16 protein-coding genes are annotated in these 15,936 nt (G+C 72.6%); 11 read left to right on the top strand and 5 right to left on the bottom strand.

What is annotated here, in order from left to right; genetic code table 11:
* Positions 1-110: 110 nt before the first annotated feature.
* Positions 111-314 (bottom strand): cold-shock protein, encoded by a 204-nt coding sequence (locus ACWGJO_RS10585; RefSeq protein ID WP_188301247.1) that lies wholly within the window; start codon positions 312-314, stop codon positions 111-113.
* Between the two features lie 453 nt (positions 315-767).
* On the opposite strand from ACWGJO_RS10585, the gene ACWGJO_RS10580 reads away from it, so the two are divergent.
* From ACWGJO_RS10580 to ACWGJO_RS10550, 7 genes are all read left to right on the top strand, one after another.
* On the top strand, positions 768-1,661 hold the full coding sequence (locus ACWGJO_RS10580) for a menaquinone biosynthetic enzyme MqnA/MqnD family protein (RefSeq protein ID WP_452183103.1): 894 nt from the start codon (positions 768-770) through the stop codon (positions 1,659-1,661).
* Between the two features lie 227 nt (positions 1,662-1,888).
* A complete protein-coding gene (locus ACWGJO_RS10575) occupies positions 1,889-3,625 on the top strand; it encodes a protein kinase domain-containing protein (protein WP_452183072.1) in 1,737 nt (578 codons plus the stop codon).
* 174 nt (positions 3,626-3,799) lie between these two features.
* A complete protein-coding gene (mqnC, locus tag ACWGJO_RS10570; protein ID WP_359902223.1) occupies positions 3,800-5,020 on the top strand; it encodes a cyclic dehypoxanthinyl futalosine synthase in 1,221 nt (406 codons plus the stop codon).
* A gap of 144 nt (positions 5,021-5,164) precedes the next feature.
* On the top strand, positions 5,165-5,914 hold the full coding sequence (locus tag ACWGJO_RS10565; RefSeq protein WP_452183070.1) for an amidohydrolase family protein: 750 nt from the start codon (positions 5,165-5,167) through the stop codon (positions 5,912-5,914).
* Positions 5,915-6,164: 250 nt separating this feature from the next.
* Positions 6,165-6,752, top strand: coding sequence for a hypothetical protein (locus ACWGJO_RS10560; protein WP_359902229.1), 588 nt, complete (start codon positions 6,165-6,167; stop codon positions 6,750-6,752).
* A 160-nt stretch (positions 6,753-6,912) separates the two neighbouring features.
* Positions 6,913-7,608, top strand: a complete 696-nt coding sequence (locus tag ACWGJO_RS10555; protein ID WP_359902232.1) for a demethylmenaquinone methyltransferase — start codon at positions 6,913-6,915, stop codon at positions 7,606-7,608.
* A 164-nt stretch (positions 7,609-7,772) separates the two neighbouring features.
* A complete protein-coding gene (locus ACWGJO_RS10550; protein ID WP_359902234.1) occupies positions 7,773-9,083 on the top strand; it encodes a geranylgeranyl reductase family protein in 1,311 nt (436 codons plus the stop codon).
* 40 nt (positions 9,084-9,123) lie between these two features.
* Here ACWGJO_RS10550 and ACWGJO_RS10545 read toward each other — a convergent pair whose 3' ends face one another.
* The 3 genes from ACWGJO_RS10545 to ACWGJO_RS10535 all read right to left on the bottom strand — a co-directional run bounded on the left by ACWGJO_RS10545 (position 9,124) and on the right by ACWGJO_RS10535 (position 11,031).
* On the bottom strand, positions 9,124-9,480 hold the full coding sequence (locus ACWGJO_RS10545) for a MazG-like family protein (RefSeq protein ID WP_452183068.1): 357 nt from the start codon (positions 9,478-9,480) through the stop codon (positions 9,124-9,126).
* A 99-nt stretch (positions 9,481-9,579) separates the two neighbouring features.
* The gene (locus tag ACWGJO_RS10540; protein ID WP_452183067.1) at positions 9,580-10,245 is read right to left on the bottom strand and encodes a peptidylprolyl isomerase; all 666 of its coding nucleotides are present in this window, start codon (positions 10,243-10,245) and stop codon (positions 9,580-9,582) included.
* Between the two features lie 126 nt (positions 10,246-10,371).
* On the bottom strand, positions 10,372-11,031 hold the full coding sequence (locus tag ACWGJO_RS10535; protein ID WP_452183066.1) for a TetR/AcrR family transcriptional regulator: 660 nt from the start codon (positions 11,029-11,031) through the stop codon (positions 10,372-10,374).
* 302 nt (positions 11,032-11,333) lie between these two features.
* On the opposite strand from ACWGJO_RS10535, the gene ACWGJO_RS10530 reads away from it, so the two are divergent.
* Positions 11,334-12,326 carry a DMT family transporter gene (locus ACWGJO_RS10530; protein WP_452183065.1) on the top strand — a complete coding sequence of 331 codons (993 nt, stop codon included), beginning with the start codon at positions 11,334-11,336 and terminating at the stop codon, positions 12,324-12,326.
* 13 nt (positions 12,327-12,339) lie between these two features.
* Here the strand turns inward: ACWGJO_RS10530 and ACWGJO_RS10525 are convergent, their stop codons facing one another.
* Positions 12,340-12,915 carry a hypothetical protein gene (locus ACWGJO_RS10525; protein WP_452183064.1) on the bottom strand — a complete coding sequence of 192 codons (576 nt, stop codon included), beginning with the start codon at positions 12,913-12,915 and terminating at the stop codon, positions 12,340-12,342.
* Between the two features lie 202 nt (positions 12,916-13,117).
* On the opposite strand from ACWGJO_RS10525, the gene ACWGJO_RS10520 reads away from it, so the two are divergent.
* The 3 genes from ACWGJO_RS10520 (at position 13,118) to ACWGJO_RS10510 (ending at position 15,880) form a co-directional block, all read left to right on the top strand.
* On the top strand, positions 13,118-14,197 hold the full coding sequence (locus ACWGJO_RS10520; RefSeq protein ID WP_452183063.1) for a sensor histidine kinase: 1,080 nt from the start codon (positions 13,118-13,120) through the stop codon (positions 14,195-14,197).
* A gap of 36 nt (positions 14,198-14,233) precedes the next feature.
* Positions 14,234-14,935, top strand: a complete 702-nt coding sequence (locus tag ACWGJO_RS10515; protein WP_452183062.1) for a response regulator — start codon at positions 14,234-14,236, stop codon at positions 14,933-14,935.
* Positions 14,936-15,520: 585 nt separating this feature from the next.
* Complete coding sequence (locus ACWGJO_RS10510) at positions 15,521-15,880, top strand: NADH-quinone oxidoreductase subunit A (protein ID WP_030060100.1); 360 nt, start codon at positions 15,521-15,523, stop codon at positions 15,878-15,880.
* The last annotated feature ends 56 nt before the right edge of the window (positions 15,881-15,936 follow it).

The raw sequence follows: 15,936 nt of genomic DNA, 5'->3' as shown, positions 1-15,936 counted from the left end.
CGCCGACGGGCGGGCCCCCTTGGGTACTGCTCTTGTGCTCATGGTGGCGGCTGTCGGGAGCCGCCGGCGGACCCGTACGGGTCCCGAGCGATCAGAACATCAGAGGATGGTCAGACAGCGGTGACGTTCTCCGCCTGCGGGCCCTTCGGGCCCTGGGTGACGTCGAAGGTGACCGTCTGGTTCTCCTCCAGCGAACGGAAGCCGTTCGCGTTGATGGCGGAGTAGTGAACGAAGACGTCGGGGCCGCCGCCATCCTGGGCGATGAAGCCGAAGCCCTTCTCAGCGTTGAACCACTTGACGGTTCCCTGAGCCATGCCGTTCTCCTTGCGATGCGTGTCGGGGGCCACACCGTGTGACACCCGGTCCGCTGCGCTGATCGCCCTGCCTCCGGACGTGTCCGAAATTTTTCGATATTGCTGAAAAACTACAAAAAGCCTGCGGTTACATGCTCCGCAGGCTTCAAGTACTGCAAGGGGAATCAAACTGCAACTGAGGGCAACGCTAGCATGCGGCCGCTGTGACGACCAGAGGTCACTTGCGGCGTGGAAGGCGCGTGTCGTAAGGGCCGGAGCGGGTGCCGGCAGCGGGTGTGGAAAGGCGCGTCGGCGCCGTGTCGGCGCCGCGTCGACGGCGCGTGAGGGCGCGTGAAGGCGTGTCGGACGGCCGGTGCGAGCCGCCGCGAACAGCAGGCATACGCTGCGGGGAGGCACGAACAGCGAGGGAGCGGCGCAGTGGCAGCACCGGAGGCACGGACACCGGACGCGCGGATGCGGGAGCCCCAGGAGAACACACCGGTCAGGCCCCGGGTCGGCCACATTCAGTTCCTGAACTGCGTACCCCTCTACTGGGGACTCGCCAGGACCGGGAACCTGCTCGACCTGGACCTCACCAAGGACACCCCGGAAAAGCTGAGCGACCAGCTCGTCGACGGCACCCTGGACATCGGCCCGATCACCTGCGTGGAGTACCTGCGCAACGCGGACGACCTGCTGGTCCTGCCGGACATCGCGGTCGGCAGCGACGGCCCGGTGATGTCCTGCCTGATCGTGAGCAAGGTGCCGCTCGCCGACCTCGACGGCCGCCGGGTCGCCCTCGGCTCCACCAGCCGCACCTCCGTACGGCTCGCCCGGCTGCTCCTGGAGGAGCGCGAGGGCGTGCGCCCGGACTACTTCAGCTGCCCGCCGGACCTCAGCGCGATGCTCGCCGAGGCCGACGCCGCCGTCCTGATCGGCGACCCGGCCCTGCGCGCCTACCTCGGGCAGGCCTCCGACCTCGGGCTGACCGTCCACGACCTCGGCGAGATGTGGAAGGAGTGGACCGGCCTGCCCTTCGTCTTCGCGGTCTGGGCGGTGCGGCGCGAGTTCGCCGAGCGCGCCCCGGAACTGACCGCCGCGGTGCACCGGGCCTTCCTGGAGTCCCGCGACCTGTCGCTGGTGGAGGCCGGCAAGGTCGCCGAACAGGCCGCCCGCTGGGAGGCCTTCGGAGCGGACGTGCTGGAGCGGTACTTCAGCGAGGCGCTCGACTTCTCGCTCGGCGAGCGCCAGCTGGCCGGCGTCACGGAGTTCGCCCGGCGGGTCGCGCACGACAGCGGGTTCGCCCCCGACGTCGCGGTGCGGCTGCTGGAGCCGGTGGCGTTGCCGCTGGGGACGCAGGGGATGTAGGGGACGCAGGGGAGGCGGGGGCGCCGTCCGGTTGCGGGGTTCCCGCAGCTGTTCGCGGGCCCGTGCCCGTCCTCGTACGACCGGCGCCGCCGCGCGGGCGGAAGGGTGAAGACAGGCCCGAGGGCCGGGCGGAGCACCGCCCGGCCCGGTACGGTCTGCACCCGAGGCGCGTCCGGTGGGCCGTCGGTCGGCGGAGCGCGCGTGCGAGGGCGAGGGGAGCGTGCGGGATGCGGGCACTGGGGTCGGACGATCCGCGACAGGTGGGCGGCTACCGGCTGCTGCGGCGGCTCGGCTCGGGCGGCATGGGCCGGGTCTACCTCGGCCGGACGGCCGGCGGGCGCACCGTCGCCGTCAAGGTGGTGCGGTCGGAGCTCACCGACGACGCCGAGTTCCGCGCCCGCTTCCGTCAGGAGGTCGCCGCCGCCCGGCGGGTGGGCGGCGCCTGGACCGCGCCCGTGCTGGACGCCGACACCGAGGGCGCACGCCCCTGGGCCGCCACCGGCTACGTGGCGGGCCCCGCGCTCGGCGACGCCGTCCGGACGTACGGGCCGCTGCCCGAGCCGGCCGTGCGCTCGCTCGGCGTCGGGCTCGCCGAGGCCCTGGCCCACGTCCACGGACTCGGCCTGGTGCACCGGGACGTCAAACCGTCCAACGTGCTGCTCACCCTGGACGGACCGCGGCTGATCGACTTCGGGATCGCCCGGGCCCTGGACGCCGCGGGCGGCCTCACCCGTTCCGGTTACGTGGTCGGGTCGCCCGGCTTCATGTCACCCGAACAGGCGAACGGGCAGGCCGTCGGGCCGGCCGGGGACGTCTTCTCGCTCGGCGCCGTCCTCGCCTTCGCCGCCACCGGCGTCCACCCCTTCGGCGAAGGGGTCAGCGCGGCCGTGCTGCTCTACCGGGTGCTGCACGAGGAGCCGGACGTGGCCGGGCTGCCCGAGCCGCTGCGCGGGATCGTCCTCGGCTGCTTGGCCAAGGACCCGGCTGCCCGGCCCACCCCGCGGCAGCTGCGCGCCCGCCTGGACCCGGACGGCACGGCCGCCGCCCGGCTGGCGCAGGGCGGCTGGCTGCCGGCGGAACTGGCGGCGGGGGTGGGACGCAGCGCGGTGGAGCTGCTGGACCTGGACCTGGACCTGCACGGGGAGATGGGGGAGCCGGGGCAGCCGGGGGAAGCAGCTCAGGACGGGATGGGCGCGGACGCGGGTGCCTCCGGTGCCCTGGCCGGGGCGGTGCGGACACCGACCTTCGTGTCCGCGGGCGGGCCGCAGGGCGCGGGGGAGCACGCGCCGCTGAGCGGGCCCGTCCGGGACGGGCCCGCTCAGGGGGCGCGGCCGCGGCGGGCCCGGAACGCGGCGGCGGTCGCGGCGGTGCTCGTGCTGCTCGGGGGCGGCGGGTACGGGCTGTACGGGTGGCTGCACCGGGCCGAACCGGGGGTGTCGGGGCCCACGGCGGCGCCGCTGCCGGAGGCGTCCGCAGACCCGGGCCGGGCCGTCCCGCCGAGCGGCGCCGTCACCTCCGGGTCCACCTCGGCCTCCGGCGCTCCGGGGAGCGCGACGGCGCCCGACCCGAGTGCGGTGCCGCCCGGGACGGGCGGGCCGAGCGTGGTGCCCGCCGCCTTCCTGGGCACCTGGAGCGGGGACATGGTCACCGACAAGGGGCTGCCCGGCGGGACCACCACGCTCACCGTCCGTCCGGCGGCGATCGGCCAGGAGAGCACCACCAGCCGCAACGCCGTCTCCGGGCTGCTCTCGATCAGCTGCGAGGGCGCCTGGACCCTCAAGTCGGCCTCCGCCACCAAGCTGGTGTTCCAGTCCCGACTGGTCCGCTCCTCGATGCCCGGCGCCTGCACCGGCGGCTCCAACGCGGAGACGCTCACCCTGCAGTCAGACGGGACGATCCGTTTCGCGTCCGCCGACCCGCCGGCCGGGAACCCGGCCGGCACGATGCGCAGGGCCGACGGCTGAGGGTTGCGGCGGGGGACCGGCCGGGGCGTGGTCCGGTCGCGGTACAGGGGTGGCCCGGACGCGGCCCGGGGCGGCCCGTGCGCAGTTCAGCGGGCTGACGCGGGCGGCGGAATGTGCTGGCGTAGGCTGGTTCGGCCGTACCCGAGTAGCACTTGAGAGAGAGAAGGCCGCCAGGTGACCGAGCTCGCAGCGACCACCCTCGATGCGTCCAGCACCGACCTGAAGGCCGTGCTCGACCGCGCCACCGCCGGTGACCGGATCACCCCGGAGGAGGCGCTGGAGCTCTACCGCTCGGCGCCGCTGCACGCGCTCGGCTCCGCCGCCGACGCGGTGCGCCGCCGTCGCTACGCGGGTACCGAGCACATCGCGACGTACATCATCGAGCGCAACATCAACTACACCAACGTCTGCGTGACGGCGTGCAAGTTCTGCGCCTTCTACGTGCCGCCGAAGAGCGACAAGGGCTGGTCCCGCGAGCTCGACGAGATCCTGCGCCGCTGCGCCGAGACGGTCGAGCTCGGCGGCACCCAGATCATGTTCCAGGGCGGCCACCACCCGGACTACGGCGTGGAGTACTACGAGCGGGCGTTCTCGGCGATCAAGGCCGACTTCCCGCAGCTGGTGATCCACTCGCTGGGCGCCTCCGAGGTCGAGCACATGGCGCGGATCTCGGGCGTCTCCGTCGAGGAGGCCATCACCCGGATCCACAAGGCCGGCCTGGACTCCTTCGCCGGCGCCGGCGCCGAGCTGCTGCCTGAGCGGCCGCGCAAGGCGATCGCCCCGCTGAAGGAGTCCGGCGAGCGCTGGCTGGAGATCATGGAGATCGCCCACGGCCTCGGCGTGGAGTCCACCTCCACCATGCTGATGGGCACCGGCGAGACCAACGCCGAGCGGATCGAGCACCTGCGGATGATCCGCGACGTGCAGGACCGCACCGGCGGCTTCCGGGCCTTCATCCCGTACACCTACCAGCCGCAGAACAACCACCTCAAGGGCTCGACCCAGGCCACCGTCTTCGAGTACCTGCGGATGATCGCGATCGCCCGCCTGTTCCTCGACAACGTCGCCCACATCCAGGGCTCCTGGCTCACCACCGGCAAGGAGGCCGGCCAGCTGTCGCTGCACTACGGTGCGGACGACCTCGGGTCCGTCATGCTGGAGGAGAACGTCGTCTCGGCGGCGGGTGCCAAGCACCGCTCCAACCTCACCGAGCTGATCCACCTCATCCGGGCCGCCGACCGCGTCCCGGCGCAGCGCTCGACCACCTACGAGCACCTGCGGGTGCTGGACGACCCGGCCAACGACCCGGTCGACCCGCGCGTCGCCTCGCACATCGCCTCCACGGCGATCGAGGGCGGCACCGCGCACCCCGAGCTGAAGATCCTGGACAACTGAGTCCCCTTCTCCTCCTCTCCTCCTGGCCCTTCCCATGGCGGTGTCGTTGATGCCGGTGTCCCTGTTGCCGTTGCCGTTGCCGTTGCCGTTTCCGCCGGCGTTGGCATTGCCGCCGGCGTTGCTGTCGAAGTCGAAGGCGCTGTTGTGCTGACTCTGCACCGGGCGGCGTTCGTGCTGCCCGATCCGGCCGACCCCACCGCCCCGTCCATCGCCGACGGGGCGGTGGTGGTGCGTGGCGAGCTGGTGGAGGCGGTCGGGCCGTACGGGGAGCTGGCGGCCGCCCACCCGGGCGCGCGGGTACGGGACTGGGGTGCGGCCGTGCTCACCCCCGGGCTGCGCAATCCGTACGGACACCGGCTGCTGGAACGGGCGTACCACCCCGATCCCCGGGAGGAGGTCGGCGTCGAGCCGGTGGCGGACGGGCTGGCCGGGTCCACGGACGAGGCGCGGTGCGGGGCCAGCGCACGGCGGGGACTGCAGCGGATGCTCGGGTACGGGGTGACGGCGGTGGCCGGGCCCTTCGAGCGGACTTCGGTGCGGACGGCGGTGGCGCGGTCGGGGGTCGTGGGACTGCCCGGGGCGCCCGCTTCCGCCGGTCCTGCTGCTTCTGCAGGTCCTACTGGTCCTACTGGTTCTGCCGGTCCGGCCGGTCCTGCTGGTGCGTCAGGAGGGCCGGGCGACGTGGGCGCGGGGCCGCTGGACCCGCTGGCCGTCCTGCCGCTCGCGGAGGCCGTGTACGGGCGGGTGGCGGCCGGGCGGAGGGCGGACTTCGCGGTGTTCGCGGTCGCAGGGGGCGGGGGCGGGGGCGCGGAAGCCGTGTCGGGCGCGGAGCCGGCGGCGGGTGGGTGCCTGGCCACGGTGCTGGGCGGGCGGTTGGTGTACCGCCGACGGTGAGACGGTCGTCACGGCGGGTGTGACGTACTCGTCAGTAGCCGGATTTCCTTGTGGCGAACGGGACTTCCTTCGTGTGCACCCGAACTCCGGTGCCGGTGCCGGAGAGTGATTGTCCCTTCATCGTGACCTGAGGGCCCGCCAGCGGATACGATCCCGGACAGCTCACTCCGTACCCTCACCACACCACTGCCCGCGCCCGCGGGCGGCGGGGCCGTGTCCCCGGCCCCGAAGGCAAGCCAGGACAGGAACCATGCAAACCGCGACCGTTCCCCCGCCGCGCACCCCGCGGATGGGCCGTGGTTGGTACCTCGCCGCCGTGCTCAGCGCCGTGCTGGCCGTCGGCATGTGCCTGCTCGGTTGGCGCCAGGCCGACCAGGCCGACCGGATCGAGGCGCACCCGGTGAGAGTCGAGGGGGTCGTCACCCAGCTCCCGACCGGCGGCGGCACCTACAGCGCCGTCAGCTACCGGGCCGGCGGGGAGCCGCACACCGCGGCCGCGCTGCCGCTCTCGGACAGCGCCAAGCTCGGCGACAGGATCTGCCTGGAGCACGCCGCCGACGACCCGGGCGCGGTGCGGATCTGCGGCGACACCTACCCGCAGCCCGTCGGCGTGGGCCTGGCCCGGTTCAGCGTGCCGGTGGCCGTCGTGCTCTTCGTGATCTGCGTGCTGCGCATCCGACGGCATCACAAGGCCCTCGCGCTCCGCGGCGGGCAGGGGAAGCTGGCCGCCAACCTCGCACTGGCGACGGGGGCGCTGGCGGACGGGATGCCCGCGATAACGCACGGCAAGCGGTCGCGTCGGCGGCGCCGCGCGGGCGGGCGGCGCGCTCAGCACTGACCGGCCGTGCCCGGTACGGGTGGGCCGAGCCCGGTACCGGCGGGCGGCTGCTCGACGTCGGGCGCGGGCCGGGGTTCGGCCGGGGTCGGCTCCGGGTCGGCTCCGGGGTCGGTGTGCCCCGTTGGTCGGGGCGTCCGTGCGAGGGTGAACAATGGGGGGCGTGACCCGAGCCTCTCTGGACAAGCAGCCGCACGAAGTCGCCGCCATGTTCGACGACGTCGCGGCCAAGTACGACCGCACCAACGACGTGCTCTCCCTCGGCCAGGCCCGCGCCTGGCGCCGGGCGGTGGCCGAGACGGTGGCCGCCGGGCCGGGGGACCTCGTGCTCGACCTCGGGGCCGGCACCGGCACCTCCTCACTGCCCTTCGCCGAGGCCGGGGCCGAGGTCGTCCCGTGCGACTTCTCGGTCGGCATGCTCGCCGAGGGCAAGCGCCGCCACCCCGAGCTGGCGCTCACCGCCGGCGACGCCACCCGGCTGCCGTTCGCGGACGACACCTTCGACTCGGTGACGATCTCCTTCGCGCTGCGCAACGTCCAGGACACCGACGCGGGGCTGCGCGAGATGCTGCGGGTCACCAAGCCCGGCGGCAAGCTGGTGATCTGCGAGTTCTCCACCCCGACCTGGACGCCGTTCCGGACGGTCTACACCGAGTACCTGATGCGCGCGCTGCCGCCGGTGGCCACCGCCGTCAGCAGCAACCCGGACGCGTACGTCTACCTCGCCGAGTCCATCCGGGCCTGGCCGGACCAGCCGGGCCTGGCCACCAGGCTCCAGGACAACGGCTGGTCGAAGGTCGCCTGGCGGAACCTGACCGGTGGGATCGTCGCGCTGCACCGGGCCTACAAGATCGCGTAGCCGGGCTCGGCCGGGGCCGGGCGCCGCGGCTCGATCGGTACGGCGCGGGGCCGCGGCCCGGGGCCGACGGTCGGGGGCGGGGGCGCATCCGGTGACGTGAGCGGAACTAGACTGCCGGAGACAGAGCCGCCGTCCCCCAGCCGCAGTTCCAGGAGTGTGTCCACGTGTCCGAGACCGCAGCCGATCTGACGAAGCCGGACAGCCCCGTGGAGAGCACGGCCGACGTCATCGTGGTCGGCGCGGGCCCGGCCGGCTCCACCACCGCGTACTACCTGGCCCAGGCCGGGCTGGACGTGCTGCTGCTGGAGAAGACCGCCTTCCCGCGCGAGAAGGTGTGCGGCGACGGCCTGACCCCGCGTGCCACCAAGCAACTGGTGGACATGGGCATCGACGTCTCCACCGAGAACGGCTGGCTGCACAACAAGGGCCTGCGCATCATCGGCGGCGGTGTCCGGCTGGAGCTGGACTGGCCCGAGCTGTCCTCCTTCCCCGACTACGGCCTGGTGCGCAAGCGCGCCGACTTCGACGAGCTGCTGGCCCGTCAGGCCGAGAAGGCCGGAGCGCGGCTCTACGAGCGCTGCAACGTCAGCGGGCCGGTCCTGGACGAGCGCACCGGCCGGATCGTCGGCGTCACCGCCAAGCTCGGCGACGAGAAGCGGCCGGTCACCTTCCGGGCCCCGCTGGTGGTCGCCGCCGACGGCAACTCCACCCGGCTCTCCCTCGCCATGGGCCTGCACCGGCGCGAGGACCGCCCGATGGGCGTCGCCTACCGCACCTACTTCACCTCGCCGCGCCACGACGACGACTACCTGGAGTCCTGGCTGGAGCTGTGGGACACCCGCGGCAGCGAGCGCAAGCTGCTGCCCGGGTACGGCTGGGTCTTCGGCATGGGCGACGGCACCTCCAACGTCGGCCTCGGCATCCTCAACTCCTCGCCGGCCTTCGGCGAGCTGGACTGGCGCGAGGTGCTCAAGGCCTGGTGCGCCGGCATGCCGGAGGAGTGGGGCTACACCCCCGAGAACATGACCGAGCCGATCCGCGGCGCCGCACTGCCGATGGCCTTCAACCGGCAGCCGCACTACACCCGCGGCCTGCTGCTGGTCGGCGACGCGGGCGGCATGGTCAACCCCTTCAACGGCGAGGGCATCGCCTACGCGATGGAATCCGGCCAGATCGCCGCCGGGGTCATCGTGCAGGCCCTCGCCCGGGTCACCGACGGCGGCCGCGAGCGCGCCCTCCAGGCCTACCCGCGCATCCTCAAGGACGTGTACGGCGGCTACTACACGCTGGGCCGCGCCTTCGTGAAGCTCATCGGCAACCCCAAGGTGATGCAGATCGCCACCCAGCGCGGCCTCACCCACCCGATGCTGATGCGCTTCACCCTCAAGCTGCTCGCGAACCTCACCGACCCGCAGGGCGGCGACGCGATGGACCGCGTGATCAACGGCCTCGCCAGGGTCGCGCCGAACGCCTGATCCGGGGGACGGCGTGCCGCGTCCCTGACGGGGGCGTCGCCTATGCCTCGTCGGCCGCCGGGGGCTCCTCCGGCGCCCGCCGGGAGGCGGTGGAGCGCTGTTCGACGTAGGCGAGGCGCTCGGCGAAGACCCGGGCCGCGTCGGGGGTGAGGGTCCTCAGGGCGACGAGGGCGGAGAAGACGACGTCGCAGAGCTCGTGCTGGACGTCCTCCCAAGTGTGGGTGACCCCCTTGCGCGGGTTCTGGCCGGTGGCACCGACCACCGCCGCACCGACCTCGCCGATCTCCTCGGAGAGCTTGAGGATCCGCAGCAGTCGCTCCTCCTGGGGCGACTGCGTGCTCTGCTCGTCCAGCCACGCGACCAGGTGGTCGACGCTCTCCCAGATCCGGCTGTCCATGCGGTGCTGCTCCTGCTCCCGTTGCGGTGTCGTTGGTGCTGCCACCGTACGGGAGCGGAGGACGGCGGGTGGCGGGCCGGGGCTGGCCGGCCCGCCCGGTCAGCGGGCGCTGATCTTCACGTTGCGGATGTTCACCGGGAGCGTGGGGAAGCCGTCGCCCGGGTTGTTCTGGTCGTCCTCGCCGCCGGCGGCGATCTTCTGGAGCACGTCCAGTCCGGCGGTGATCCGGCCGAAGGGCGTGTAGGCGGGGGAGAGCTTGGTGTCCTTCCAGACGAAGAAGAACTGGCTGCCGTTGGTGTTCGGGCCGGCGTTGGCCATGGCCACGGTTCCGGCCGGGTAGGTGGCGCCGGTCAGGTTCTCGTCCGGGAAGGAGTAGCCCGGACCGCCGCTGCCCGTGCCGGTCGGGTCGCCGCACTGGAGGACGTAGATCCGCTGGGTGGTGAGGCGGTGGCAGTGGCTGCGGTCGAAGTAGTCGTGCTCGGCGAGGAACCGGAACGAGAAGGTGGTGCAGGGCGCCTTGTCGGTCAGCGCCTCGAAGGTGATCTGGCCCTGGCTGGTCCGCAGTGTCGCGTGGTAGGGCTTCGCCGCCTTCTTGGCGTCGAACACCGGGATGCCCTTGAAGTTGTCGGCCGGGACGGCCGGTGTGTAGGTGCAGCCGGCGGCGGGGGTGCCGGTCGCGGGGGCGTCCGCGACGGCGGTGCCGGTGCTCGCCACGAGCGGGAGGACGGTGGCGGCGGCGACCAGCGCCCAGTGCGTGCGCTTCACGTGACGGACCTTCCGGGGAGTGGTGGACGGCGGGGTTGTCATGGGTGCATCATCCACGGCCGGATGGGGATGCGGTAGAGGTTGGGGCGGCCGTGGCTCCTCGGGCGGCAGTGACATGATGGTTTGTCAGTTCTGTTCCGCGGTGGTCGTGGTGGTCGCGGTGGTGGTGAAGAGCCCGGCGCGCGCGGCCAGGGCCGCGGCGTCGGCGGCCCGCTCGGCGGTGCGGGCGTCCAGGGGCTCGCCGGAGACGAACAGGCGGTAGTAGAGCGGCGCGGTGGCGGCCCGGACCACCTCGGCGCCGTCCGTCCCCGTGGGGAGCTCGCCCCGGGCGACGGCCCGTTCGGCCACCTCGGCGGCCTGGCGGTGCCGCGTCGCGAAGAAGGCGCGGAGGGCGGCCGAGCCGGCGTCCGAGCGCTGGGCGGCGGAGATCAGCGCTATCGGTGTGGGGCCGAGCTCCGGGTCGGTGAAGACGCTGAACACTTCCTGGGTGATCCGGCGGAGGTCCTGCTGGAGGTCTCCGGTGTCGGGCAGGGGCCAGGGCTGGTCGGCGGAGGCTGTCAGGGCGTCGGCGACCAGGCCGTCCACTCCGCCCCAGCGTCGGTAGAGGGTCGCCTTGTGGGCGCCGGAGCGGGTGGCGACCGCCTCGACGGTGAGGTCGTCGTACCCCTTCTCGGTGACTTCGGCGAGCGTCGCGGCGACCACCTCCGCCCGGATCCGGGCGCTGCGGCCGCCCGGGCGCGGGGTGGGGGTGCGGGGTTCCGGCGCGGGGTGGGTGGCCTCAGTCAAAGTCGACTCCGGTCGCGTCGGGGATTGCTATGGCGTGACGGTCGCGCCATGCTCATCGTAATACGACTCAAGTTGCATTATGAGCAGGGTCTGCCCGCCCGCCGCGGCCACCTGCTCGTCGCCCGACCCATCGGTGCCCGCGCGGGGCATTGATCACCGGCGGTCCGGTGCGCGAGGATGACGCACCTTTGCTCCACGCTCCACCTCGTCCACCGCCGGGCCCTCCGCCCGGCTTTTGGGTCCGTCCGACGCCGTACGGTACTCGCGCCCGCCGGTTCCGTCCGTTCGGAGGGATCTTTCGCATGTCAGCCTCCTTGTCCGACCTGCCCGAGGGTTCGTCCTCGTCGGTCCTTCGTGATCTTCCGGTCCTGCTCGTGGCCGTGGTGTGGGGATCGAGCTTCCTCGCCGTCCAGCGCGTGGCCGAGCCCGGGACGGTCGTGGCGATGCTCGTGCTGCGGTTCGGGCTGGTGCTGCCGCTGCTCGGGGTGGTCGCCTGGCGTGCCCTGCGGAGGCTGAGTCGTGCCGAGTGGCTCGGCGGTGCCGCACTGGGGCTGGTGCTCAGCGGGATCTTCCTGCTGGAGACCTACGGAGCCGTGCACACCTCCGCGACCAACGCCGGACTGATCATCAGCCTCGCCATGGTGCTCACCCCGCTCGGCGAGAGCGCCCTCGGCCGGACCGCACCACCGAAGGCCTTTCTCGCGGCCGCCGGGCTGGCCGTCCTCGGTGTCGCCCTGCTCACCGGAGACGGCGGGCTGCGTCCTCCGACGCCCGGAGATCTGTTGGTGCTGGGCGCCGCCCTCGTCCGCTCGGCGTACGTCCTCGCGATGGCCCGCACCCGAGCCGTCCGCGACACCGACATGCTCGCCGTCACCTGGGTCCAACTCGCCGTGGCCACCGGCGTGTTCTCCGCCGTCGCACTGTCGGTCGGCCCTGCGCCGTGGACGGTCGCCCGTTCGTATGGGGCCGGCCAGTGGGCCTGGCTGCTGCATCTGTCCTTGTTCTGCACTCTGTTCGCCTTCTTCGTCCAGATGTGGGCCGTGCGGGCCACGTCGCCCTCGCGGGTGAGCCTGTTGCTCGGCACCGAGCCGTTGTGGGCTGCCGTCTTCGGGATCACCCTGGCCGGGAACCGGATGGGCCCGCTCGCCCTGCTCGGTGGAGCCCTGGTGCTGGTCGCGACGGAGTGGGGTCGGCGCACGGCCCCCGCGCCGGCCCTGATCCGGAACGAGGACGAGGGCGAGGGCGCGAGCGGGAGGGATGCGGTGGGGCCGAGCGCGGAGCCGGCCCAGGTGTGACCGGCCGCCGTCGTCACCGGTGCCGCCACAGCGTCCGGCGGGCGTAGTCGAGGGTGACCGCACCGAGCAGCGGGCCCCAGGCGACCAGGGGCAGGTAGGCGAGCGTCATCACCACGCCGGCGAGACCGTGCGGAGAATCCGGCTCGGCCAGGTTGCGGGCCCAGCCGCCGAGCAGTGCCCTCGTACCGAGGGAGGTGAGGATCACCGAGCCCAGCAACGCCGGGACGATCGCGGCCAGTGGTCGGACCCGACGGCCGCCCAGCAGCGGTATCCACCGGGGCGCCACCAGCCCCCAGGGCCGGACCAGGCCCAGGGTCAGGAAGGCCAGCGACTCGGTCAGGGCGCTCAGCGCCACGCAGTAGAGCGTGCCCCAGCCCGGCTGGTGCTCGGCGTACGCGGCGAGCGTCGCGCCGCTGAAGCCGACCGGGACGCCGAAGCCGAAGGCGATCCGCCACAGCCCCGAGGGGACGGTGGTCAGGACGGCGGCCTTGGCGGCGAGCCGGGCCCAGCGCGGTGCGGGCGGGACGTCCGGGGCGGCCGCCGCGGCCCGGGAGGCGGTGCCGCGGGCGTTGATCACGAGCTTCGACATGGTGGTGGACTCCCTTCGGCTCCGGCCTCTGTGGCCGGTGCGACGACTCAAGACTGGAGCCCCGCCAGGGGTTGGCGGCAGATGCCGATCGGGCTGTTCCTCCTGCTCAACCCGCCTCTGAAATATGCCGATCGGCACAGGCGCGACGCATGGGCGGCGTCGTAATGTGACGGCAGTCGAGGAGTCGAGGGAGGTGGTGACGGTGACTCAGATCCTGTCCGGGGTCGTCCTGGTCCTGGTGCCGTTCGTCCGGTCGGTGCGGCGGCGGTACGGGGCGGCGGCCGTGACCATGGCGCTCGGGGCGGCGTCGGTCGCGGTCACGGTCGCCGTCTGGTTCCTCGGCCGCTGGGCGGAGGGGCAGCGCTGGGCCGGGCTGCTGGGCCTGGTGGAGCTGGCCGTCCTGCTGCTGTCGGTGGTCGTCGGCCTGCGCGCCGAGGACGGCCCGTGGTGTGCGGCGGCCGCCTGGGCGGCCTGCGGAGCGGTCGCCCTCTGGCCGTCCCGGTTCGTGTTCATCGAGGGGCCCGCGGACACGCTCACGCTCTTCGGGTTCGGATCGATGCTCTCCCTGCCGGCCGTGCTGATCGGGCTCTACCTGCGGGGCCTGGACGAGGTGCGCAACAAGGCGGTGGCCGAGGCCAGGCGGGCGCAGCGGCTGGAGCTGGCCCACGACCTGCACGACTTCGTGGCGCACGATGTCAGCGGCATGGTCGCCCAGGCCCAGGCGGGGGCCTACCTGGCCGGGATCGATCCGGCCCGGGCGGCCGAGATGTTCCAGCGAATAGAGCAGGCCGGGCAGCGGGCGCTGGCCTCGCTGGACCGGACGGTACAGCTGCTGCGCAGCGAGGAGGGCGGAGGTCGCGGTCCGCAGGCCGGACTCGCCGAACTCGCCGAGGTGGCGGAGCGGTTCACCGCGACGGGTGGAGCCGGGGTCCGCCTGGAGCTGCCGGAGGAGCCGGTGCCGCGCGAGGTGGAGGGCACCGTCCACCGGATCGTGGTCGAGTCCCTGACCAATGTCCGGCGGCATGCTCCGGCCGCGCGGGAGATCGAGATCCGGGCCCGCCGTAGCGGCGGACGGCTGGAGCTGACGGTGACCAACGACGGTCGGGCCCCGGGCCCGGCAGGGCGGCCGCGCCGGGGCGGCGGCAGCGGCCTGCCGGGCTTGGCGGCCCGGGTCGAGGCCCTCGGAGGTTCGCTGGAAGCCGGTCCGCACGAGCGGGAGGCCTGGCGGGTGACGGCGGTGCTGCCACTGGAGGAGGCCGGTGCGGGGCCGACGGGTCCGTAGGAGCCGAGGCGGGACAGGTAGCGGGGAGGTACGGAAATGGGTAGTGGCACGGGGCCGATTCGGATCCTGATCGCGGACGACCAGGCGGATGTGCGCAGTGCGTTCCGGATGATCCTGGACGTCCAGCCGGACATGGTGGTGGTGGCGGAGGCGGCGGACGGTGCCGCAGCGGTGCAGGAGGCCAGGAGGCTGCGGCCGGATGTGGTGCTCGCGGACATCCGGATGCCGAAGGTCGACGGCCTGGAGGTCACACGGCAGTTGGCCGACCAGTGCAAGGTGATCGTGGTGACCACCTTCGACCTGGACGAGTACGTGCACACGGCACTGCGGCACGGGGCGGCCGGATTCCTGCTGAAGCGGTCGGGGCCGGTGCTGCTGATCGAGGCGGTCCGGGCGGCGATGGCGGGGGACGCGTTGATCAGCCCGCAGATCACCGTCCGGTTCCTGCGGCACATGGCACTCCCGGGTGCGGAGCCGGTGCCCGGGCGGGGCGGCGCCAAGGCGGCCGCGTCGGCTCCCCAGTCGACAGCCGGCCCGACGGAGGAACTGACCACGAGGGAAAGGGAGATCGCCGAGCTGGTGGCAGACGGCGCGACCAACGCCGAGATCGGCGCGGGGCTGTTCATCTCGCCGGGGACGGTGAAGAACCACCTCGCCAACATCCAGCGCAAGATCGGAGCCCGTAACCGGGTGGGCATCGCGGCCTGGATCTGGGAGCAGGCGGCCGGCCGCCAGTAGCCGCCCAGGCCCGCTCGAAATGCCGGGCCGAGGCGGGCCTGTCCGAGGCGGCACGGAGGCGGCACGGAGGCGGCACGGAGGCGGCACGTGGAGGTGCCCGGTGGAGGAATCGGGCGGCTGGGGGAGCGGCAGGGGAACCCCGTGCAACGACAAGATCGCGCGCTTGTGAACGAAGGGTCAAGCGAGCGTTCGGACCCCCGCCACCCCTGCGAGTGAGCCTCTATAACACGTCAACATGGCGCCTGGAAATTTGCTCAGGCCGATGCATAGTTGATATAGGAACACGCCCCTGACCTGCCGCTTCACAAGTAAATGCGACTGCTTGTGATCATTTGACTGCTTTGCGTCGACAAATCTGGGCATGTTCATATTCGACCCCATTCGAAGAGTGTCGTAGATCACAAAGGTGACCGTGAACTGCGTGTCGCAGATCACAAGCCGACGGGCATAGGATGCGCTCGTTCCAGGCTTTGTGAACTGCCTCACATGAGGTGGATCTCGGGAACTGGAACGCGGGTTCACCTCTGTGTGACCCGCCGGTTCCGATCTGCAGTCAAGGACGACTGGACGGAGGGAGCGGGGGCTATGAATGCCTACGCGCCGATCCTCGTACTCGGTGCCATCGCGGCGGCGTTCGCGGTCGGCTCCGTCGTGATGGCCTCACTCACCGGCCCCAAGCGCTACAACCGGGCCAAGTTGGAGGCGTACGAGTGCGGCATCGAGCCGACACCGCAGCCCGTGGGCGGCGGTCGGTTCCCGATCAAGTACTACCTGACGGCGATGCTCTTCATCGTCTTCGACATCGAGATCGTCTTCCTCTACCCCTGGGCGGTGACCTTCGACGCCCTGGGGATCTTCGGGCTGGTCGAGATGCTCCTGTTCATCGCCACCGTCTTCGTCGCGTACGCCTACGTGTGGCGGCGCGGCGGCCTGGAGTGGGACTGAGCGCGGGGTGGTCCGAGCGCGGGGTGGTGACCCCACCCGTCCGCCGGCTGCGCGTC

The organism is Kitasatospora sp. NPDC054795 (assembly GCF_053611565.1).
The sequence above is the reverse complement of the archived record's forward strand: the minus strand, read 5'-3'. Positions and strand labels throughout refer to the sequence as shown.

What these genes read in the sequence shown, in the direction of transcription:
- ACWGJO_RS10545 (WP_452183068.1), bottom strand. Translation starts at nt 9,480, where the DNA reads ATGGACAGCCGGATCTGGGAGAGCGTCGACCACCTGGTCGCGTGGCTG.
- ACWGJO_RS10510 (WP_030060100.1), top strand. Translation starts at nt 15,521, where the DNA reads ATGAATGCCTACGCGCCGATCCTCGTACTCGGTGCCATCGCGGCGGCG.
- ACWGJO_RS10585 (WP_188301247.1), bottom strand. Translation starts at nt 314, where the DNA reads ATGGCTCAGGGAACCGTCAAGTGGTTCAACGCTGAGAAGGGCTTCGGC.
- ACWGJO_RS10580 (WP_452183103.1), top strand. Translation starts at nt 768, where the DNA reads ATGCGGGAGCCCCAGGAGAACACACCGGTCAGGCCCCGGGTCGGCCAC.
- ACWGJO_RS10525 (WP_452183064.1), bottom strand. Translation starts at nt 12,915, where the DNA reads ATGTCGAAGCTCGTGATCAACGCCCGCGGCACCGCCTCCCGGGCCGCG.
- ACWGJO_RS10560 (WP_359902229.1), top strand. Translation starts at nt 6,165, where the DNA reads ATGCAAACCGCGACCGTTCCCCCGCCGCGCACCCCGCGGATGGGCCGT.
- ACWGJO_RS10575 (WP_452183072.1), top strand. Translation starts at nt 1,889, where the DNA reads ATGCGGGCACTGGGGTCGGACGATCCGCGACAGGTGGGCGGCTACCGG.
- ACWGJO_RS10515 (WP_452183062.1), top strand. Translation starts at nt 14,234, where the DNA reads ATGGGTAGTGGCACGGGGCCGATTCGGATCCTGATCGCGGACGACCAG.
- ACWGJO_RS10530 (WP_452183065.1), top strand. Translation starts at nt 11,334, where the DNA reads ATGTCAGCCTCCTTGTCCGACCTGCCCGAGGGTTCGTCCTCGTCGGTC.